This window comes from Vannielia sp. ABF1_015 (assembly GCF_056160745.1).
Map to the genome: position 1 here is coordinate 137,516 of NZ_JBSWXT010000001.1, position 16,199 is coordinate 153,714.

Genomic DNA, 16,199 nt, shown 5'->3' on the forward strand with positions numbered 1-16,199 from the left:
TTGCAAAAATGGCGGCGGGGCGCCTGGGAATGGGTAGGGTCTGCCCCGCCGCCGCTCCGGTCTTAGCCGGAGGTCAGAAGGCCCGCCCCCACGGCGGCCTCCCATTCGGCGGTGTCCACTTCACCGTCAGCCGAGGTGTCGATCTCGGTAAAGATCTCCTCGGTGATGTCGGGATAGGCTACCTGCATCTCTTCCATCGAGAAGGTGCCGTTGCCATCCGTGTCTTCCACCATCGGCGCGTCTTGGGCCATCAGCGGCGCAGCGGCGAAGGCAGCAATGGTTGCGGCTGTCATCATGATCTTGGTCATTACTCTTAACTTCCTCTCAGTTGGTTAAGCGGCCCCGGCTGTCATCCTTGCCGCGGCCTGCACGAGAGAAGTAAGTCCGCCGCCCTCCGCTTTTCCATGCCTCCCGCGCCGGTCCGCCAAACCCCGGCGCTGCCCCGCCAAATTCGGATTCCGCAGCCTGCATTTTCCCGCCTGTCCCGCCCGCTGGTCCTTTTGCCGCCCACCGCAAACGCGCCGCTGCGCCGGGTTTTGCCCAGATTTCCACGCGCCGCGCCATGAGCGCCAATCTGCTAATCCGCAGGCAGGAACCCCCGCCCGGTTTTCCCGTTGAGTCGGCACATCCGAAGCAAGAAGGAGGAGCATTCTTATGCCCCGCATCGAAGACGCAAAGATTCTGATGATCGCCACCAACGGCTTCGAGCAGTCCGAGCTCGAATTTCCGCGTGACCAACTCCGCGCCAAGGGGGCCACGGTTCATGTGGCCACGCTTGACGGCAAGCCGGTCACCGGTTGGGAAGGCACCAACTGGGGCCGCGAGGCCGAGGCAGACGCCGAAATCTCCAGCGTGGCTTCTGCCGACTATGACGCCCTCGTCATCCCCGGCGGCCAGATCAACCCCGACCTGCTGCGCGTCGAGATCGACGTGCTCAAGCTGGTCCGCGATTTCCACGACACCGGCAAAACCATTGCCGCCGTCTGCCACGCCCCATGGGTGCTGATCGAGGCCGGCATTGTCGAGGGCCGCGAGATGACCTGCTACAATTCCATCAAGACCGACCTGAAGAACGCAGGCGCCCATTACGTCGACCGCGAAGTGGTGGCCGACAATGGAATCGTCACCTCCCGCAAGCCCGACGACCTCAAGGCCTTCGTCTCCAAGATCGTTGAGGAGATCGAAGAAGGCGTACATTCCCGCAAGGCGGCCTGACGGCGCGCCACGAGCGGCCCAAAAGGAGCGGCAAGGTTAAGGCCTTGCCGCCACCGGCCCCCACAGCCTTTTCAGCCCAAAAGCATGGTTTTCCCGACATGTTCCTTGCGTAACAGGGGCTTGCGCCGGATATGGCCGCACTTGCCCCTACGTCCACGCGTTTCCACTGGCCTTACGATCGCCCCGATTTCCCCGGTATTGTCCGGCTCCCGTCCCATTTGCGCCCGAATTGATAGCCATACCCAAGCTCGGAAATAACACGAGCAGAGGTAGTGCGGAATGGATCGTCTGACCGAAATGGAAGCCTTCGCCACGGTCGTAGACCAAGGCGGCTTCACAGATGCGGCCAAGAAAATGGGGATCTCGAAATCCGCCGTCTCAAAACACGTCTCCTCTCTGGAGGCCCGGCTCGGTGCGCGCCTGCTCAACCGCACCACGCGCCGCGTGTCTCCCACCGAGATCGGCCTTGCCTATTACGACCGCGCCCGCCGCGTGCTGAATGACGCGGGCGAAGCCGATGCGCTGGTTACCTCCATGCAATCGGCCCCCTCCGGGCTGCTGCGCATTTCCGTCGCCACCGACTTCGGGGTGAATCATCTCAGCCCGGTGCTGGGCGAGTTTCTGCGCGAGTTCCCCGACATCACCGTGAACATGGTGCTCAACAACCGCTACGTCGAGCTGATCTCGGAAGGCTTCGACATGGCCATCCGCATCGGCGAGCTGGAAGACAGCACCCTGCGCGCCCGCAAGCTGGCCGACACCACCAAACGCATGATCGCCTCGCCTGCCTACTTTGAAAAATATGGCCGCCCCGAAAAGATCGACGATCTAAACGAGCACAAGCTGCTGCATTATTCCAACCAGTCCTCCGGCAACGTCTGGAAACTCACCGCCCCCTCGGGCGAGAAGCGTCAGGTGCGCACCGCTGGCTGGCTTACCGTCAACGATGGCCAATCGCTGCTGAATGCCGCGATCTCCGGCCTCGGCATCGCCTACCTGCCCAACTTCCTCTACTGCGAGGCCGAGAAGGAGGGCCTCGTGCAAGAGGCCATCCCCGATCTTCCGGTCGAGATGCTTGGCATCTACGCCGTCTACCCGCCCGGCCGCTTCACCCAGCCTAAGGTTCGCGCGTTCATTGATTTCCTGGTCCAGAGTTTCGCAACGAAGGGCCCGGATACCTGGTAAGCCACTGGCTTGCCAATGTTTCCCCAGAAGACAGACTCGGCCGGGCGCAATGCCCGGCCTATTTTCTTCAGAGCGGCACTGCCCCTTGCTCGAACTGCGCTGCAAACTCCGGTGACGGCGGGATCGGGGTGATCACGTCAATCAGCACGCCGCCCGGATCGGCGGTGATGAAATGCCGCTGACCAAAGTCTTCAGACCGCAGATCCACCAACATCGGCAGCCCCTCGGCGCTCAGCCGGGCATGTACCGCATCCACATCCTCCACCTCGAAGTTCAGCAGCATCCCGCCCGCTGACACACCGCGCCCCACCTCCGGAATGGTCTCGTGGTCGCGTTGCAGCAGCGCCAGATTAACGCCCTCATCGGCTTCGGACTGCAAATGCACGTACCAATCCGCTTCGAACAGCGCCCGAAAGCCAAAATGCCGGATGTAGAACTCTGCCCGAGGCGGCACCTCTTCGCACATCAGCACCGGGTAATATTGCGATGATTTCATGGGTGTTCTCCCTGTCGAAATAAACATACACTGTGTATGTGTATCTTGTCCATAAACATACAGGATGTATGTATGCAACAAGAATCTCCGCGACGCTCCAACGCCGATCGTCGCCGCGAAACCCGCGCAGCGCTGCTGTCTGCCGCAAGGGAGTGCTTTGTTTCCAAGGGCTTCGCAGGCACCGGCACGCCTGAGCTGGTGGCCGCGGCGGGCATGACCCGCGGCGCGCTCTACCACCACTTTGCCGACAAGACAGACCTGTTCCGCGCCGTCCTCCGCACCGAAGCCGAAGCCGTGGCCAACGCGATTCGCGCTGCCGCCCCCCCCGGCCCCGACATCATCGAGGCGCTGCTCTCAGGGGCCGACGCCTATTTTGCCGCGATGAAAGCCCCGGGCCGCGCGCGCCTGATGCTGGTCGAAGGCCCCGCGGTGCTCGGCCCCACCGAGATTGCCAAGCTCGACGATGAAACCGGCGGCGCCACCCTGCGCGAGGCGCTCACCGCCCTCAACATCGCCGCCCCGGTGCCCGAAACCGCCCGCCTGCTCTCCGCCATGTTCGACAGTGCCGCCCTCGCCATCGCCGAAGGCGCAGAGGCAGCGCCCTACCGCGCGGCCCTCACCCATCTGCTCAAGCAGCTCGCCGCACCGCACCCGTAGTGCCCCCGTCCTCCCCCGCGAGGACGCCTCGAAGGGCGGACGAGCGGCCCGCTTATTCCGTTGATGAAAGAATGGCCTCCACCCGCCGATTGGCCTGCCGGCCCTTCTCGGTCAGGTTTGAGGTGAGAGGCGACAGAAAGCCCACGCCCTCGGCCTTGATCTGGCTGCCCGGCACGCCCAGCGCCGTCAGCCGCGCCTGCACCGCCCCGGCGCGCTTCTTCGACAGGGCGATATTGCCCGCCAGCGAGCCCTCGGCATCGGTATGGCCCACCAGCACAACAGAGCGCTCCGGGTGGGTCTTCAGGTAGCCCGCCAGCAGATCGAGCGAGGTATAATCGCCCGCCTCCAGCCGCGAGGAACCGGTAGGGAAATCCAGATCTTCCAGCACTGCGCGGCCATGAATCTCAAGCTGTTGGGTGAGCGGCATCGCCGTGGTGCTCGGGGCCGTGAGCCCCACCGGCGCCCCGGCCACCTCTTCCTGATCCGGCTCCACGGCAAGGTCAGGCGCGGTAATGTCGGGGTTCTTGGTCGAGGCCACCAGCACATCGGCCTCCGCCTCTTCCGGCCCGACGCGGGTGATCTGCACAAACCCCCGGCCCGACGAGCGGCTCACAAGGAAGGACACATACTCAGGCCGCTCCTCGCCCATCCGATGCGCAGCCATGAAGCGATAATCGCCAAGGTCCACATGCATGTCCGGCTCGGGGATGTTCTCGGTGGCATAGCGAAAATCGAAGCCGCCGCACTCCCGCGCCTCGCATTCGAAAATCACCTCAAAGCCCGCCGCCTCCACCTGCTCGCGCAGCGGCGCGAGCAATTGCAGCGTTGTCATCCCCCGCGTCTGCACCTGCCAGGCCTGCTGGCGCACCTGCCCCTCGGCCCAAAGGCTCTGGATGTCGCCGTTGCGGAACGGGCTGATCGCAACACGGTAGCTGCCAAAGCTCTCCACCTGCTCCGCCGTCTGGCGGGCACCGGCCGGAAACTCCAGCCTGAGGGCATCGGCAACGCCCGCACAGGGGGCAAACAGCGTTGCGGCCAGAAGGGCCAGTCGAAGGGTCATCGGTTTTGGCCGTGATACTCCGGGTTCGGTTGCATTTCCGTTGCCGTCGCCACACGGTTGGTCATGTTGAAGAAGCCAGCAACCGAGGCGATATCCCAGATGTCCCGGTCGCTCCAACCGACAGCGCGCAGCGCGGCGCGGTCTTCATCATCCACCTTGGCGCACGATTCTGTCAATTTTGCAGCGAAATCCAGCATTTTGCGCTGCTTCTCGGGCAGGTCGGCCACCCGGTAATTCATCACCATCTGCTCCCCCAGCGCCGGGTCGCCGCTGAGGGCCCGCACCGCCTGCCCGTGGGCGACAAGACAGTAGAAGCAATGGTTGATCGAAGAGACGACCACCGCGATCATCTCGCGCTCCAGCTTGGTCAGTCCGCTGTCGGCCAGCATCAGGTCATTGTAGAGCGCAGTGAAGGCGTTCAGCTTGTCGATATCAAAGGCATAGGCCTTCAGCACATTGGGCACGAGGCCCAGCTTCTCCTCGCAAATGTCGAAGTACTTCGCCGTATCCTCGGGCAGCGGGTCGACCATGGGAAGGTCGAGCGCTGTCACGCTCTCAGTCTTTGCCAAATCTCTGCCTCTCATCGGGCCTCTTGTCGGGCCTGTCCCTGACGATACAGGTAGTGGCCCATCAAATCCATTTCTAACCGTTCATACAACGCATTTGCCGCGGCATTCTGTTGCGTGACGAGAACTGTCATCCAGCGCGCGCCATGATCTTGTGCCCAACGCGCCGCGCCACGCATCATGTTGACGGCGGCCCCTTGCCGACGCATCGCAGGCCGCACCTCCAGCGCGTGCAACATAGCAATATCGCCATCAAGGGCCACAAAGGCTGTGCCCGCAGGCGTGTCGTTCGAGCGGCCCAGCAGCGCCGTCTTAGGCCCTTTCGCCCGCTCCATCACCGCCACCCGCTCCGGCCCGATGCCGCCTTCGGCCCACATCTCGCGTTGGATCGTCAGCGGCGGAAATTCCACCGCAAAGACCCGAACAGGCGGCAAGGCGCCCGCCGCCAGTCGCTCAACCGGGGCGAGGCGAATGTTGGTTGGGTCTTTCGCCACGTAGCCCGCTGCCTCCAGCCGCGCATCAAGCCGCGCCTGTTCGCCCCGCAGCCGCACCAGCGGGGTCTGCCCCAGCGCCGCTTGGGCGGCTTCCATTTCCGATAGATCGGCCTCTTCATCTGCAGTTGTGGCCGATGACACCCGGCTTCCGCCCCCGGCCCCCTCGCGCACCCGCCACGCCCCGGCCTCCACCACGCTTGCTGCCGGCCAAGTGGCATCAAGCGCGGCGAAGAGGGCGTCAAGGTCGGGTGTCACGTGCCGAACAGCTCCACCAGCCGCACCATCGCCGCATCCAGCCGCGCGGCATCCTGCCCGCGCACCACGATGTTGGTGCCATAGGCCCCGTCCTGCTGAAACGGGTAGGAGCCGAACGACAGGTCCGCAAATTCCTCCGCCAGCGCGCCCAGCGGATCGGCCACCACGCCCTCGCCCTGCATCACCCGCAGGCTCTGGCTGAGCAGCGGTGCGCCACCTTCCAGCGTGGCCAGCACGCCCGCCACCATCGCTTCAAACACGTTCGGCACCCCGGCCATCACATGCACGTTCTCAAGGGTGAAACCCGGCGCAACGCTCACCGGGTTCTCGATCAGCGCCGCGCCCTCCGGCACCCGCGCCATCCGCTTGCGCGCCTCGGTAAATTCAACGCCCCGCGCCGCGTAGTGATCCCCCAGCAGCTTCAGCGCATCGGCGCGCTGCGGCGCGGTGGTGCCAAAGGCGGCAGCCACCGCTTCGGCGGTAATGTCATCATGGGTGGGGCCAATGCCGCCGGAGGTGAACACATGGTCAAAGCGCAGCGACAGCGCCTGAACGGCGGAAACAATCGCGCCCCGATCATCGCTCACCACCCGCACTTCGCGCAGGTCGATCCCCCGTTTGGTCAACTCCCCCGCCAAGTGGTGCATGTTGCTGTCACGGGTGCGGCCAGAGAGGATCTCGTCGCCAATCACCAGCATCGCGGCGGTCGGGTTATTCATAGGTGGTCGTTCCTTGAGCCTTCCTGCCTGCCGGTATAGGCCCGCCCCATGCGCTTCGCCACCCCTCTCGTCCCGGCCCGTCTGCTGCGCCGCTACAAGCGGTTCCTCGCCGATGTTCAGCTGGAAGATGGCCGCGAGGTGGTGGCCCATTGCCCCAACCCCGGCGCGATGACCGGGCTGGCCGAGCCGGGCACCCGCATCTGGCTGGAGCCGAACGAGGACCCGAAGAAAAAGCTGAAATACGGCTGGCGGCTGGTCGAGCACGGCGCAGGCCACTTCACCGGCATCGACACCGCCCTTCCCAACCGGGCGCTGGCCGAGGCGCTGCGGGCAGGCACCGTGCCCGGTCTCACCGGCTACGCCGAGATCCGCGCCGAAGTCCCCTATGGCGAGAGAAGCCGGGTGGATTTCCTGCTCACCGGCACCGGCCCCGCCTGCTACCTCGAAATCAAGAGCGTCACCCTCATGCGCCAACCGGGCCTCGCCGAGTTCCCCGATACCGTCACCGCCCGAGGTGCCCGCCACATGGCCGACCTCGCCGCCATGGCCGCGCAGGGCCACCGCGCCGTGGTGCTCTTCCTCGTCCAACGTACCGACGCTACCCGCGTCTCCGTCGCCGCCGATATCGACCCGGCCTATGCAGAGGCCTTCAACGCCGCCCGCGCCGCCGGGGTCGAGGCCATGGCGCTCTCATGCAGCATAACGCCCGAGGCGATCACCCCGGGCGCACCGCTTCCGCTCCTGTAGGGTGGGCAATCTGCCCACCACCCCGACAGCCGCTACTCGGCGGCCATCGTGTAAACCGTCCGCGTCGGGAAGGGGATGTCGATGTCCGCGCTGTCCAGCGCCTCTTTCACCTTGCGGGTGATATCCGCCTTGTAGGCAAAGTAATCGCCCGCATCGACCCAGACCCGCACGAGGAAGTCCACCGAGCTGTCGCCAAGGTTCGTCACCTGAAAGAACGGCTCAGGATCGGTCTTGGAGCGGCTGTCAGCCATGATCGTGTCGCGGATCACCTGCTCCGCCTTCGCAAGGTTCGCACCATACCCCACGCCAAAGGTCCACTCCGCGCGGCGGGTCTTGTTGGTGGAGTAATTCTTGATCGTGTTGCCCCAGACATCGCTGTTGGGCACGATCACCTGCACATTGCTGAGGTCCGCCAGCTCGGTGGTGTTCAGCGTGATGTCCTTCACCGTGCCCATCTGCCCGTCGATCTCCACGAAATCGCCCATCTTGAACGGCCGGAACACGATGATCATCACGCCCCCAGCCACGTTCGAGAGCGTGCCCTGCAACGCAAGGCCAACCGCCAGACCGGCGGCACCGATGGCGGCGATGATCGAGGTGGTCTGCACCCCGAAGGTGTTGAGAACGATCAGGAAACAGAACCCAAGGATCACCCAGCGCACGATATTGCCAAGGAAGTGGAACAGCGTGTCATCCAGCTTCGGGTTCTTCTCGGCAATGCCAACGATCCGCCGCTTCACCCACCCGGCGATAACGAAACCGACGATCAAGATCAGGATCGCCGTCACCACGCTGCCAAGGATGGAGGCCAGGAACCCTATCGTCAGATAGTCCCCCAGCACCTTGTCCGCCCCTACCGGCGTGCTCATCAGATTGTTCAGAAATTCCATGCCGGTATGCCCCGTCTTTCCCTTGCGTCACATGACATATGCGGCGCAAAAAACGCCGTATTCACAATGCCTCAACGCCGACATGTCAAAAAACGTTCCGGCTTGAAAGCGGAAGTGGCCAGAGCCGACCTAGCGTTTCGCGGTCAAAGGGCCTATTGGGTGAGAGAAACTCCAAGAGACGAAGACCATGATGGATGAAACGCGCGAGCGGCTGACACGAGACGGTATTCGCATTCACGCGGCGGAAGATTTCGCCGGGATGCACGCAGCAGGCAAGCTGGCCGCTGAAATTCTGGATGCCTGCATTCCCCTTGTGGTGCCCGGCGCCACCACCGGCGAGATCGACGCAGAGATCGAGCGGCGGGTCAACGAGGCCGGGGCCAAATCGGCCACCATCGGCTACAAGGGCTACAAGCACGCCTCCTGCATCTCGGTAAACCACGTGGTCTGCCACGGCATCCCCGGCGAGAAAAAGCTGAAGGATGGCGACATTCTCAACATCGACGTCACGGTGATTGTCGATGGCTGGTTTGGCGATACCTCACGCATGTTCGTGGCCGGCAACCTCTCTCGCAAGTCCGAGCGGCTGATCGAGGTGACCCATGATGCGCTGATGCACGGAATCGAGGCGGCCCGCCCCGGCAAAACCTTCGGTGACATCGGCCATGCGATCCAGAGCTATGTCGAAAGCCACCGCATGTCGGTGGTGCGCGACTTCTGCGGCCACGGGCTGGGCCGGGTGTTCCACGCCCCGCCCAACGTGCTGCACTATGGCCGCCCCGGCACCGGCCCGGTGCTGGAAGAGGGCATGTTTTTCACCATCGAGCCAATGGTCAACCTTGGCCGCCCCGAGACCAAGGTTCTCTCCGATGACTGGACAGCCGTGACCCGCGACAAGTCTCTCTCGGCGCAGTTCGAGCATTCTGTCGGCATCACCGCCGACGGGGCAGAGATTTTCACGCTCTCGCCCGCAGGCCGCTTCCACCCCACCTATTCCGCCTGACGCCCGTAGGGTGCGCAGTCATGGCGCACCCGCCAGCCGGTTCACCGCCCCTCTGGCTCCACCGGAAACCGCCCGTCAATCCGCCATACGCCGCGCCGGTCAACCCTTGCGCTCTCCGCCAACGGCTCCGCAACAACGCCGCCAAAGCGGGCTTCATGGAGGTAGACGGGCCGCCCCTTGATGAGCGCAATCACCCCGTAGCAGACACGTAGCTCGGCCTCCGGCTCTTCCGCGTAACGCCAGCCAAAGCCGCCGCCCGGATGGGTGTTGTAGCAGTCGATCCGCCGTCCGTCCTTGTCACAGGCGAGCGCACGGCAATCGTTGCAGAAGTGCCAAGGGTAGCGCAGGAAGGCCTTCCTCTCTGCCCCGCAGCCGGGGCAGAAGTGGTCCGGGAGTGCCGGTTTGTCAGCCAAGTCCCAACCCCTCCAACCCTGCGCGCAGCTCGCGCATCGAGCGCACCAAGGGCACGTCCAGCGCCGCCATCTTCTCGGCATTGCCATGTTCGACATAGCCGAAAAACCGCATCCCGGCGGCCTTTGCCGCCGCCGCGCCCACCGGGCTGTCATCCACCATCACGGTCCGCGCCGGATGCACCCCGGCAGCCTCCGCCGCCTTCAGCAGCAGCCCCGGCTCTGGCTTGGCGGTGCCATGGTCATGGGCAGAAAAGATCCGCCCGCCCAACCGCACGAACAGCCCCGACGCGCCAAGCGAGCCCTGCATCTTGCGCATCGGTCCGTTGGAGGCCACCGCCACCTGCACGCCCGCACCTTCAAGCCAGTCCAGCATCTCCGCCGTGCCCGCGCTCACCGGTACGCCCGCATCCATCAGCGCAAAGACCTTTTCGTAAAGGTCCATATGCCAATTCTCAGGCAATTTCGCCCCGGCCTCGCGCAACCGCCGCTCCACATCAGCCAGCGTGCCGCCCACGAACCGGTCATGGAAGTCCTCCGGCGCAACCTCAAAGCCATGCCCCGCAAGGTCTTCCACCGCCAACGCCGCCAATGGCCCCTCACTGTCCACCAGCACGCCATCGCAGTCAAAAATCACAAGTTCCGGGGTCATTGGCGCTCCATCAGCGTGATGTGCGTGTCGCCATAGGCCCTGTGGCCCTCCAGCGAAAACCCCTCCGGCGGCTCCATCGGCGCAGCTTCTTCCCAAACGATCAGCGCCCCCTCGACAATCCAGCCGCCCTCCACGGCGGAGGCCAGCGCCCGCTGCCCGAGGCCCTTGCCGTAAGGCGGATCGAGAAACACCAGGTCAAACCCCGCCCCCCGGTTCTCGCCCATCCGGCAGGCATCGCGGCGATAGAGCTTCACCTCGCCCATCGCGCGCAGCTTCTCCACGTTCTCGCGAATAAGCGCCCGCGCCTTGTGCCCGTCATCCACCGCCGTCACATGGCTCGCGCCCCGGCTCAAGGCCTCCAAGCCCAGCGCTCCGGTGCCCGCGAAAAGATCGAGCACCCGCGCGCCCTCCACCCCGCCCCGGCTCGCCAGCACGTTGAAAAGCGCCTCCCGCACCCGGTCGGACGTGGGCCGCAAATGCGCCCCCGCATCGCCCTTGCCCAGCGCTGCCAGCGCCGTGCCGCGAAACTTGCCACCAACGATCCTCACGCCTTCAGCAGCGCCTTCAGCTCGGTCGCCGGGTCGGCCAGCGCCGCCTTGTCGGGGCTCTTGCCAGCCTCAATCAGCCGCTTGCCAACCATGTAGGCCCGTGGATCGTTCAGCGCATCCACCGCCCGCAGCTCATCGCCGCAGTAATACCAAAAGCTCACCGCATCGCCCTCGCCCCGTGTGACGATCTCATCATAGCCGGTGTTCAACCCGGCGATTTGCAGCTTGGTGTCATATTGATCGCTCCAGAACCACGGCTTGGCGACATAGGGCATCTCCGCCCCCAGCATATTGGCCGCCACCACCTCCGCCTGGTCAATCGCATTGCCCACCGACTCCAACCGGATGCGCCCGTCCTTCCACGGGAAAGACGCGCAATCCCCGGCGGCAAAAATCGCCGGGTCCGAGGTGCGCCCCTGAGCATCGGTCTTGATCCCGTTGTCCAGGATCAGCCCGCCCAGCTCGGCAATCTGGGTGCAGGGGGTGATGCCAACGCCCACAATCACCACATCCGCCGCCAGTTCCTCGCCATCGGTCAGCAACGCGCCACTGACACGGCCCTCGCCAATCAGCTTCTCCAGCCCGGTGCCCTCGCGGATATCCACGCCATGGCTCTCGTGCAGCGCGCGGAAGTAATCCGAGGTCTGCGGCGCGGCGACCCGTTGCAGGATCCGGTCGGCCATCTCCACCAGCGTCACATCCAGCCCCAGCTTGGCGCACACCGCCGCCGCCTCCAGCCCGATATAGCCGCCGCCGATGATCAGCGCCTTCTTGCCCGCACCCAGCTCCGGCTGCATCCGGTCAATGTCAGCCAGCGTGCGCACGGTGAACACACCGTCGAGATCACCGCCAATCGCCGCAGGCAGGCGGCGCGGGGTGCTGCCCGTTGTCAGCGCCAGCATGTCGTATTTCACCCGCGCCTCGCCCAGATGCACCTCCCGGTGCTCGCGGTCGATCCCCGTCACCTGCGCACCCAGCTTCAGGGTGATGTTCTGCTCGGCATAAAACTCTTCGCTGCGCAGGTAGAGCCGCTCAATGTCCATCTCGCCCAGCAGGTAGGCCTTGCTCAGCGGCGGGCGTTGATAGGGCACCACGGGCTCCTCGCCGATAAGTGTAATCCCGCCTTCATGGCCAAGCGCCCGCAGCTTGCTCACCAGCGATGATCCCGCCTGCCCTGCCCCGATTACGACGATATCCATGGCCATACTCCCTTGCATTCCGGCGCTTCAGCGGCAACTCATGACCTGAATACCGCGAACAGCAAATAGAAAATGGGAGACAATCATGCAAATCTCGGTCGGCGACACGCTACCATCGGCAACTTTCGTGCGGATGGGCGCTGAAGGGCCCGAACAAGTGGCCCTGAAAGACATCACCACCGGCAAGAAGGTTGTAATCTTCGGCCTGCCCGGCGCTTTCACCGGCGTCTGCTCCACCTCCCACATGCCCAGCTTCATCGACAACATGGATAAGTTGCGCGAGGCCGGCGTGGCCGAGGTGATCTGCGTGTCGGTCAACGATCCCTTCGTGCTGGACGCATGGGCAAAGGACACCGGCGCCGACAAGGCTGGCATCCACCTGCTGGGAGACGCCGAGGCGAGCTTCACCAAAGAAATCGGCATGGCCTTCACCGCCCCGCCCGTCGGCCTGATCGACCGCTCCCAGCGCTACGCCCTCATCGCCTACGACAACGTGGTGCAAACCCTCAACATCGAGAACAGCCCCGGCGAATGCTCGATCTCCGGCGGCAACGCGATCCTCGACGCGCTGTAAACCTTGCCCCGCCATCCTCGGGCCAAGCCCGGGGATGGCAGCACATAACCCCGTAGGTGGGCAATCTGCCCACCACCCCGGCTACCCCGCCAACCGCTCCATCACCGACGCCAGCTTCAAATCCTTCTCCGTCAGCGCCTTTTCCGAATGCGTCGTCAGCCGCACTTCGACCTTGTTCCACGAATTCGACCAATCCGGATGATGGTCCGCCTTCTCCGCCGCCAGCGCCACCCGCGCCATCCAGCCGAAAGCCTCCGAGAAAGTCCGGAACTTGAAGGTCTTGCACAGCACCTCCCCGTCCCTCTCCCAGCCCGCAGCCTGCAACTCTTCCAGCGTCAATCCTGCTCCTCCCGATGCTCGCGCCTGAACGGCCCGTAGCCCGTCAGCACTTCAATCTCGTAGTCCACCGCCCGGGCCTCCTCCTCCAGAAAATCCGCAATCGCCCGCCTGAAGCCCTCGTCGGCCACCCAATGCAGCGAGTGCGTCTCCTTCGGCAAATACCCCCGCGCCAGCTTGTGCTCGCCCTGCGCCCCGGCCTCCACCCGCGCCAGCCCCCGCGCAATCGCCTCCTCGATGGCCACGTAGTAGCACAGCTCGAAATGCAGGCAGGGGTGTTGCTCGGTGCAGCCCCAATACCGGCCAAACAGCGCGTCCCGCCCGATGAAGTTGAGCGCCCCGGCCACATAGGCCCCCTCGCGCTCGGCCAGCACCAGCAGCACATCATCGCGCATTCCGGCCTGCACCTCGTCAAAGAATGCCCGCGTCAGGTAGGGCGAGCCCCATTTCCGCGCCCCGGTGTCCTGATAAAACTGCCAGAAGGCATCCCAATGCTCCGGCTCAATCTGCTCGCCGGTCAGCCGCAGGATCCGCCCGCCAAACCCCTGCGCCTGCCGCCGCTCCTTGCGGATCATCTTGCGCTTGCGGCTGCTCAGATCGGCCAGGAAGCCATCAAAATCCGCGTAGTCCCGGTTCTCCCAATGAAACTGCTGCCCCCGCCGGTGCATCAGCCCCATCTGCGCGCCCGCCTCGGCCTCTTCCTCGGTGCAAAACGTGGCATGCACGCCAGAAAGCCCGGCCTTCGCCGCCACCTGCACCGCACCCTGCACCAGCGCGCTCATCCCGATCCGCTCCCAGCCGGGCTTCACCAAAAAACGCCGCCCCGGCACCGGGGTGAAGGGCGCGGCGATCTGCAACTTCGGATAATAATCGCCCCCCGCCCGCTCAAAGGCATGGGCCCAGGAGTGGTCAAACACATACTCGCCCTGGCTGTGAAACTTGGCATACATCGGCGCGCAGGCAATCAGCTCTTCGCCCGCCCGCGCCAGCAGGTAGGTCGGCTGCCAGCCAGACCGCCCGCCCACCGAGCCGCTGTCTTCCAGCGCCTTCAAAAACCGGTAGGTGGTAAACGGGTCTTCAGCCCGCCCGCCGCCCGGCGCGGCGCAGGCGTCCCAATCCTCGGGCGTGACCGCGCCGAGGCTGTCTATCGTTTCAACGCTGATCTCGCGGGAGCCGTCCATATCTGCCAAACTCGTTGCGCCGCAGCGCGGCGTCAAGCGGCGGCGTAGCCCTCAAAGGTCACATTGGCGGCAACCTTCCGCGCCTCGGCCTCTTCCGCCGCGCTGCGGATCGTCCAGCACAGAATTTCGGCACCCTGCGCCTTTAACTCCGCCACCCGGCGCTGGCCCAGCGCCCCGTGGCGGTGGCTGATAAAACAGGCCCCCACCCGGTCGTAATCGGGGATCGCCCGCAGCTCCGCCCGCCGCGCCTCGGGCACAGTCGTCCAGCTCTCCGGCTCGTAGTTATCGGTCGTCAGCCCGCGCGCCACATCCGGCAGCAGCTCCGCCATCACCGCCATCGAATGCGGGTTGAAGCTCATCAGCGCCATCTCGCCCGCGTAGCCCCCCAGCGCCTCCGCCACGGCCCGCTCCAGCGCGCCCACGTTCGGCCCCAGCGCCCCGTCCTGATCCTTGATCTCGATCAGCAGCGGCACCCGGCCGTCCACCAGCGCCAGCACCTCTGCCAGCGTCGGGATACCCTCGCCGCCATCGGTGAGCATGATCTGCCCCAGCTCCTCCGCCGTGCGCTGCGCCACCGGCCCGGTTTCGCCAGTCAGGCGGCTGAGGGCGTAGTCATGGAACACCATCGCCACGCCATCCTTCGAGGGCTGGATGTCCAGCTCTATCCCGTAGCCCGCCTCAATCGCCGCTGCAAAGGCCGCGCGCGAGTTTTCCACCCGCCCCGCGGCCCGGTCATGGTAGCCCCGGTGCGCGATGGGGCGGGTCAAAAAGGCGTCGGGCAGGCTCATTTCAGCTTGAAGATCCCTTCGATCTCCACCGCCACGCCAAAGGGCAAGGAGGCCGCGCTGACGGCCGAGCGCGCATGCCGCCCCGCGTCACCGAGGGCCTCTACGAGGAAATCGGACGCGCCGTTCACCACCTTCGGCTGCTCGCCAAAACCGGCGGTCGAGTTCACGAAGGCGGTCAGCTTCACCACCCGCTCCAGCTTGTCGAGATCGCCCCCACAGGCCGCCTTCACCTGCGCCAGCAGGTTCACCGCGCAGACCTTCGCAGCGGCCACACCGGCCTCCACGCCCATGTCATCGCCCAGCTTGCCCTTGATCATCTCGCCATTTTCCATCGAGATCTGGCCGCTGACATAAAGCAGCCCGCCCGCCTCTACGTAGGGCACGTAGTTGGCCGCAGGGGCGCTGGCTTCGGGCAGGGTAACGCCAAGCTCTGCAAGGCGGGTCTCATAGGTTCCGGGCATGGGTACATCTCCTTTTCGGGCGGACCATGGCCCCGCCCCGGCACCCCGTCAAGCTACCTCCGCCGCAGCCGCGCCATCAGCCGCTGCCAGCCCCCCGGCGCCAGCGGCACGCTCAGGAACAACCCGGCAAAGAACCCGCCGATATCTCCGATCCAGTCGTTCCCCGCCCCAAAGAGCACGCCGAACACCAGCTGAAACACCAGCAGCACCCCGATCAGCGTAAAGGCCCGATACTGGCTTTCGCCCATATGGCCGTAATGCACCCACATGATGTAGGTATAGCCGCCAATCAGCGCATAAGCCCCCGGAAACGCGCCATAAAGCGCCCCACCCCCGGCCAGCAGCCAAAAAGCCAACGCCCCGACCACCGTCCCGGCAAAGAACAGCACCACCACCGCCACCTGCCCCAGCACCTCGCCCACCATCTTGCCCAGCGCAAGCGTGAACACCGCGGCAAACAGCATATGGGTGAACCCGCCATGCACGAACGGATAGGTCACAATCCGCATCAACTGGCTGGCCGGATACTCCCCGCGCTCCACCATCATGCTCATGATCTCGCCCGAAAACGCAAACCGCTGCAACGCGAAGATCCGCGCATCATCCCCACCCCGGGTGTTGCCCACAATCCCGGCCTGGCTCAGCATAAACCACAGCTCGGCCGCCCCCATCAGGCCAACCAACGCCAGCACCACCGGCGGCACGGCATTGAACGGCGAGGCATTGTGATCCCAGTCCATGACGACCTCTTGTTGAACTTTCC

The 16,199-nt window shown here is 64.9% G+C and carries 22 protein-coding genes; 6 read left to right on the forward strand and 16 right to left on the reverse strand.

The annotated features are described in order from the left end of the window. Positions 1–62: 62 nt before the first annotated feature. Positions 63–308 (reverse strand): EF-hand domain-containing protein, encoded by a 246-nt coding sequence (locus ACXAG6_RS00625; RefSeq protein ID WP_140015821.1) that lies wholly within the window; start codon positions 306–308, stop codon positions 63–65. Between the two features lie 346 nt (positions 309–654). On the opposite strand from ACXAG6_RS00625, the gene ACXAG6_RS00630 reads away from it, so the two are divergent. Then, positions 655–1,215, forward strand: coding sequence for a type 1 glutamine amidotransferase domain-containing protein (locus ACXAG6_RS00630; protein WP_475334050.1), 561 nt, complete (start codon positions 655–657; stop codon positions 1,213–1,215). A gap of 279 nt (positions 1,216–1,494) precedes the next feature. After that, the gene (locus ACXAG6_RS00635; RefSeq protein ID WP_475334052.1) at positions 1,495–2,400 is read left to right on the forward strand and encodes a LysR family transcriptional regulator; all 906 of its coding nucleotides are present in this window, start codon (positions 1,495–1,497) and stop codon (positions 2,398–2,400) included. A 67-nt stretch (positions 2,401–2,467) separates the two neighbouring features. Here ACXAG6_RS00635 and ACXAG6_RS00640 read toward each other — a convergent pair whose 3' ends face one another. Further along, a complete protein-coding gene (locus tag ACXAG6_RS00640) occupies positions 2,468–2,896 on the reverse strand; it encodes a VOC family protein (RefSeq protein ID WP_475334054.1) in 429 nt (142 codons plus the stop codon). Between the two features lie 72 nt (positions 2,897–2,968). On the opposite strand from ACXAG6_RS00640, the gene ACXAG6_RS00645 reads away from it, so the two are divergent. Next, the gene (locus tag ACXAG6_RS00645; protein WP_475334055.1) at positions 2,969–3,553 is read left to right on the forward strand and encodes a TetR/AcrR family transcriptional regulator; all 585 of its coding nucleotides are present in this window, start codon (positions 2,969–2,971) and stop codon (positions 3,551–3,553) included. A gap of 52 nt (positions 3,554–3,605) precedes the next feature. Here the strand turns inward: ACXAG6_RS00645 and ACXAG6_RS00650 are convergent, their stop codons facing one another. The 4 genes from ACXAG6_RS00650 to ACXAG6_RS00665 are packed head-to-tail and all read right to left on the reverse strand — an operon-like array spanning position 3,606 to position 6,647. Next, positions 3,606–4,613, reverse strand: a complete 1,008-nt coding sequence (locus tag ACXAG6_RS00650) for an OmpA family protein (protein WP_475334057.1) — start codon at positions 4,611–4,613, stop codon at positions 3,606–3,608. After that, on the reverse strand, positions 4,610–5,197 hold the full coding sequence (locus ACXAG6_RS00655) for a peroxidase-related enzyme (protein WP_475334058.1): 588 nt from the start codon (positions 5,195–5,197) through the stop codon (positions 4,610–4,612). The genes ACXAG6_RS00650 and ACXAG6_RS00655 overlap by 4 nt, the downstream gene beginning before the upstream one ends. Further along, the gene (locus tag ACXAG6_RS00660; protein WP_475334059.1) at positions 5,194–5,928 is read right to left on the reverse strand and encodes a GNAT family N-acetyltransferase; all 735 of its coding nucleotides are present in this window, start codon (positions 5,926–5,928) and stop codon (positions 5,194–5,196) included. Before ACXAG6_RS00660 ends, ACXAG6_RS00655 begins: the two co-directional genes overlap by 4 nt. Continuing rightward, complete coding sequence (locus tag ACXAG6_RS00665) at positions 5,925–6,647, reverse strand: competence/damage-inducible protein A (RefSeq protein ID WP_475334060.1); 723 nt, start codon at positions 6,645–6,647, stop codon at positions 5,925–5,927. Before ACXAG6_RS00665 ends, ACXAG6_RS00660 begins: the two co-directional genes overlap by 4 nt. Before the next feature lie 48 nt (positions 6,648–6,695). On the opposite strand from ACXAG6_RS00665, the gene sfsA reads away from it, so the two are divergent. Next, a complete protein-coding gene (gene sfsA / locus ACXAG6_RS00670) occupies positions 6,696–7,394 on the forward strand; it encodes a DNA/RNA nuclease SfsA (protein WP_475334062.1) in 699 nt (232 codons plus the stop codon). Positions 7,395–7,426: 32 nt separating this feature from the next. Here the strand turns inward: sfsA and ACXAG6_RS00675 are convergent, their stop codons facing one another. After that, positions 7,427–8,284 (reverse strand): mechanosensitive ion channel family protein, encoded by an 858-nt coding sequence (locus ACXAG6_RS00675; RefSeq protein ID WP_475334063.1) that lies wholly within the window; start codon positions 8,282–8,284, stop codon positions 7,427–7,429. Positions 8,285–8,474: 190 nt separating this feature from the next. Here ACXAG6_RS00675 and map point away from each other — a divergent pair, with 190 nt between their 5' ends. After that, positions 8,475–9,287, forward strand: coding sequence for a type I methionyl aminopeptidase (gene map / locus ACXAG6_RS00680; protein ID WP_475337889.1), 813 nt, complete (start codon positions 8,475–8,477; stop codon positions 9,285–9,287). Positions 9,288–9,328: 41 nt separating this feature from the next. On the opposite strand, the gene ACXAG6_RS00685 is transcribed toward map, so the two are convergent. The 4 genes from ACXAG6_RS00685 to ACXAG6_RS00700 are packed head-to-tail and all read right to left on the reverse strand — an operon-like array spanning position 9,329 to position 12,096. Further along, positions 9,329–9,700, reverse strand: a complete 372-nt coding sequence (locus ACXAG6_RS00685; protein ID WP_475334065.1) for a hypothetical protein — start codon at positions 9,698–9,700, stop codon at positions 9,329–9,331. Further along, a complete protein-coding gene (locus ACXAG6_RS00690) occupies positions 9,693–10,349 on the reverse strand; it encodes an HAD family hydrolase (RefSeq protein ID WP_475334066.1) in 657 nt (218 codons plus the stop codon). Before ACXAG6_RS00690 ends, ACXAG6_RS00685 begins: the two co-directional genes overlap by 8 nt. After that, on the reverse strand, positions 10,346–10,897 hold the full coding sequence (rsmD, locus tag ACXAG6_RS00695) for a 16S rRNA (guanine(966)-N(2))-methyltransferase RsmD (RefSeq protein ID WP_475334068.1): 552 nt from the start codon (positions 10,895–10,897) through the stop codon (positions 10,346–10,348). Before rsmD ends, ACXAG6_RS00690 begins: the two co-directional genes overlap by 4 nt. Next, positions 10,894–12,096, reverse strand: coding sequence for an NAD(P)/FAD-dependent oxidoreductase (locus ACXAG6_RS00700; protein ID WP_475334069.1), 1,203 nt, complete (start codon positions 12,094–12,096; stop codon positions 10,894–10,896). The genes rsmD and ACXAG6_RS00700 overlap by 4 nt, the downstream gene beginning before the upstream one ends. A gap of 85 nt (positions 12,097–12,181) precedes the next feature. Between ACXAG6_RS00700 and ACXAG6_RS00705 the strand changes: the two genes are divergently transcribed. Continuing rightward, entirely contained in the window at positions 12,182–12,670 is a 489-nt protein-coding gene (locus ACXAG6_RS00705; RefSeq protein WP_140015834.1) for a peroxiredoxin, read from the forward strand. Positions 12,671–12,751: 81 nt separating this feature from the next. On the opposite strand, the gene ACXAG6_RS00710 is transcribed toward ACXAG6_RS00705, so the two are convergent. Genes ACXAG6_RS00710 through ACXAG6_RS00730 form a run of 5 tightly spaced genes read right to left on the reverse strand, consistent with a single transcriptional unit; the run spans position 12,752 to position 16,176 of the window. Beyond that, positions 12,752–13,009, reverse strand: coding sequence for a 4a-hydroxytetrahydrobiopterin dehydratase (locus ACXAG6_RS00710; RefSeq protein ID WP_475334070.1), 258 nt, complete (start codon positions 13,007–13,009; stop codon positions 12,752–12,754). Beyond that, a complete protein-coding gene (locus ACXAG6_RS00715) occupies positions 13,006–14,187 on the reverse strand; it encodes a GNAT family N-acetyltransferase (protein WP_475334071.1) in 1,182 nt (393 codons plus the stop codon). Before ACXAG6_RS00715 ends, ACXAG6_RS00710 begins: the two co-directional genes overlap by 4 nt. A gap of 32 nt (positions 14,188–14,219) precedes the next feature. Next, positions 14,220–14,975: a glycerophosphodiester phosphodiesterase family protein gene (locus tag ACXAG6_RS00720; RefSeq protein ID WP_475334073.1), complete on the reverse strand. Its 756-nt coding sequence runs from the start codon at positions 14,973–14,975 to the stop codon at positions 14,220–14,222. Continuing rightward, positions 14,972–15,436, reverse strand: coding sequence for a RidA family protein (locus tag ACXAG6_RS00725; protein ID WP_475334074.1), 465 nt, complete (start codon positions 15,434–15,436; stop codon positions 14,972–14,974). Before ACXAG6_RS00725 ends, ACXAG6_RS00720 begins: the two co-directional genes overlap by 4 nt. A 53-nt stretch (positions 15,437–15,489) precedes the next feature. Continuing rightward, positions 15,490–16,176, reverse strand: a complete 687-nt coding sequence (locus ACXAG6_RS00730; RefSeq protein WP_475334075.1) for a rhomboid family intramembrane serine protease — start codon at positions 16,174–16,176, stop codon at positions 15,490–15,492. Positions 16,177–16,199: the final 23 nt, after the last annotated feature.

Excerpts from the sequence above, each read along its gene's own strand:
- ACXAG6_RS00625 (WP_140015821.1), bottom strand. The coding sequence starts at position 308 with ATGACCAAGATCATGATGACAGCCGCAACCATTGCTGCCTTCGCCGCT.
- ACXAG6_RS00630 (WP_475334050.1), top strand. The coding sequence starts at position 655 with ATGCCCCGCATCGAAGACGCAAAGATTCTGATGATCGCCACCAACGGC.
- ACXAG6_RS00635 (WP_475334052.1), top strand. The coding sequence starts at position 1,495 with ATGGATCGTCTGACCGAAATGGAAGCCTTCGCCACGGTCGTAGACCAA.
- ACXAG6_RS00640 (WP_475334054.1), bottom strand. The coding sequence starts at position 2,896 with ATGAAATCATCGCAATATTACCCGGTGCTGATGTGCGAAGAGGTGCCG.
- ACXAG6_RS00645 (WP_475334055.1), top strand. The coding sequence starts at position 2,969 with ATGCAACAAGAATCTCCGCGACGCTCCAACGCCGATCGTCGCCGCGAA.
- ACXAG6_RS00650 (WP_475334057.1), bottom strand. The coding sequence starts at position 4,613 with ATGACCCTTCGACTGGCCCTTCTGGCCGCAACGCTGTTTGCCCCCTGT.
- ACXAG6_RS00655 (WP_475334058.1), bottom strand. The coding sequence starts at position 5,197 with ATGAGAGGCAGAGATTTGGCAAAGACTGAGAGCGTGACAGCGCTCGAC.
- ACXAG6_RS00665 (WP_475334060.1), bottom strand. The coding sequence starts at position 6,647 with ATGAATAACCCGACCGCCGCGATGCTGGTGATTGGCGACGAGATCCTC.
- sfsA (WP_475334062.1), top strand. The coding sequence starts at position 6,696 with ATGCGCTTCGCCACCCCTCTCGTCCCGGCCCGTCTGCTGCGCCGCTAC.
- ACXAG6_RS00675 (WP_475334063.1), bottom strand. The coding sequence starts at position 8,284 with ATGGAATTTCTGAACAATCTGATGAGCACGCCGGTAGGGGCGGACAAG.
- map (WP_475337889.1), top strand. The coding sequence starts at position 8,475 with ATGGATGAAACGCGCGAGCGGCTGACACGAGACGGTATTCGCATTCAC.
- ACXAG6_RS00690 (WP_475334066.1), bottom strand. The coding sequence starts at position 10,349 with ATGACCCCGGAACTTGTGATTTTTGACTGCGATGGCGTGCTGGTGGAC.
- ACXAG6_RS00700 (WP_475334069.1), bottom strand. The coding sequence starts at position 12,096 with ATGGATATCGTCGTAATCGGGGCAGGGCAGGCGGGATCATCGCTGGTG.
- ACXAG6_RS00705 (WP_140015834.1), top strand. The coding sequence starts at position 12,182 with ATGCAAATCTCGGTCGGCGACACGCTACCATCGGCAACTTTCGTGCGG.
- ACXAG6_RS00715 (WP_475334071.1), bottom strand. The coding sequence starts at position 14,187 with ATGGACGGCTCCCGCGAGATCAGCGTTGAAACGATAGACAGCCTCGGC.
- ACXAG6_RS00720 (WP_475334073.1), bottom strand. The coding sequence starts at position 14,975 with ATGAGCCTGCCCGACGCCTTTTTGACCCGCCCCATCGCGCACCGGGGC.
- ACXAG6_RS00725 (WP_475334074.1), bottom strand. The coding sequence starts at position 15,436 with ATGCCCGGAACCTATGAGACCCGCCTTGCAGAGCTTGGCGTTACCCTG.
- ACXAG6_RS00730 (WP_475334075.1), bottom strand. The coding sequence starts at position 16,176 with ATGGACTGGGATCACAATGCCTCGCCGTTCAATGCCGTGCCGCCGGTG.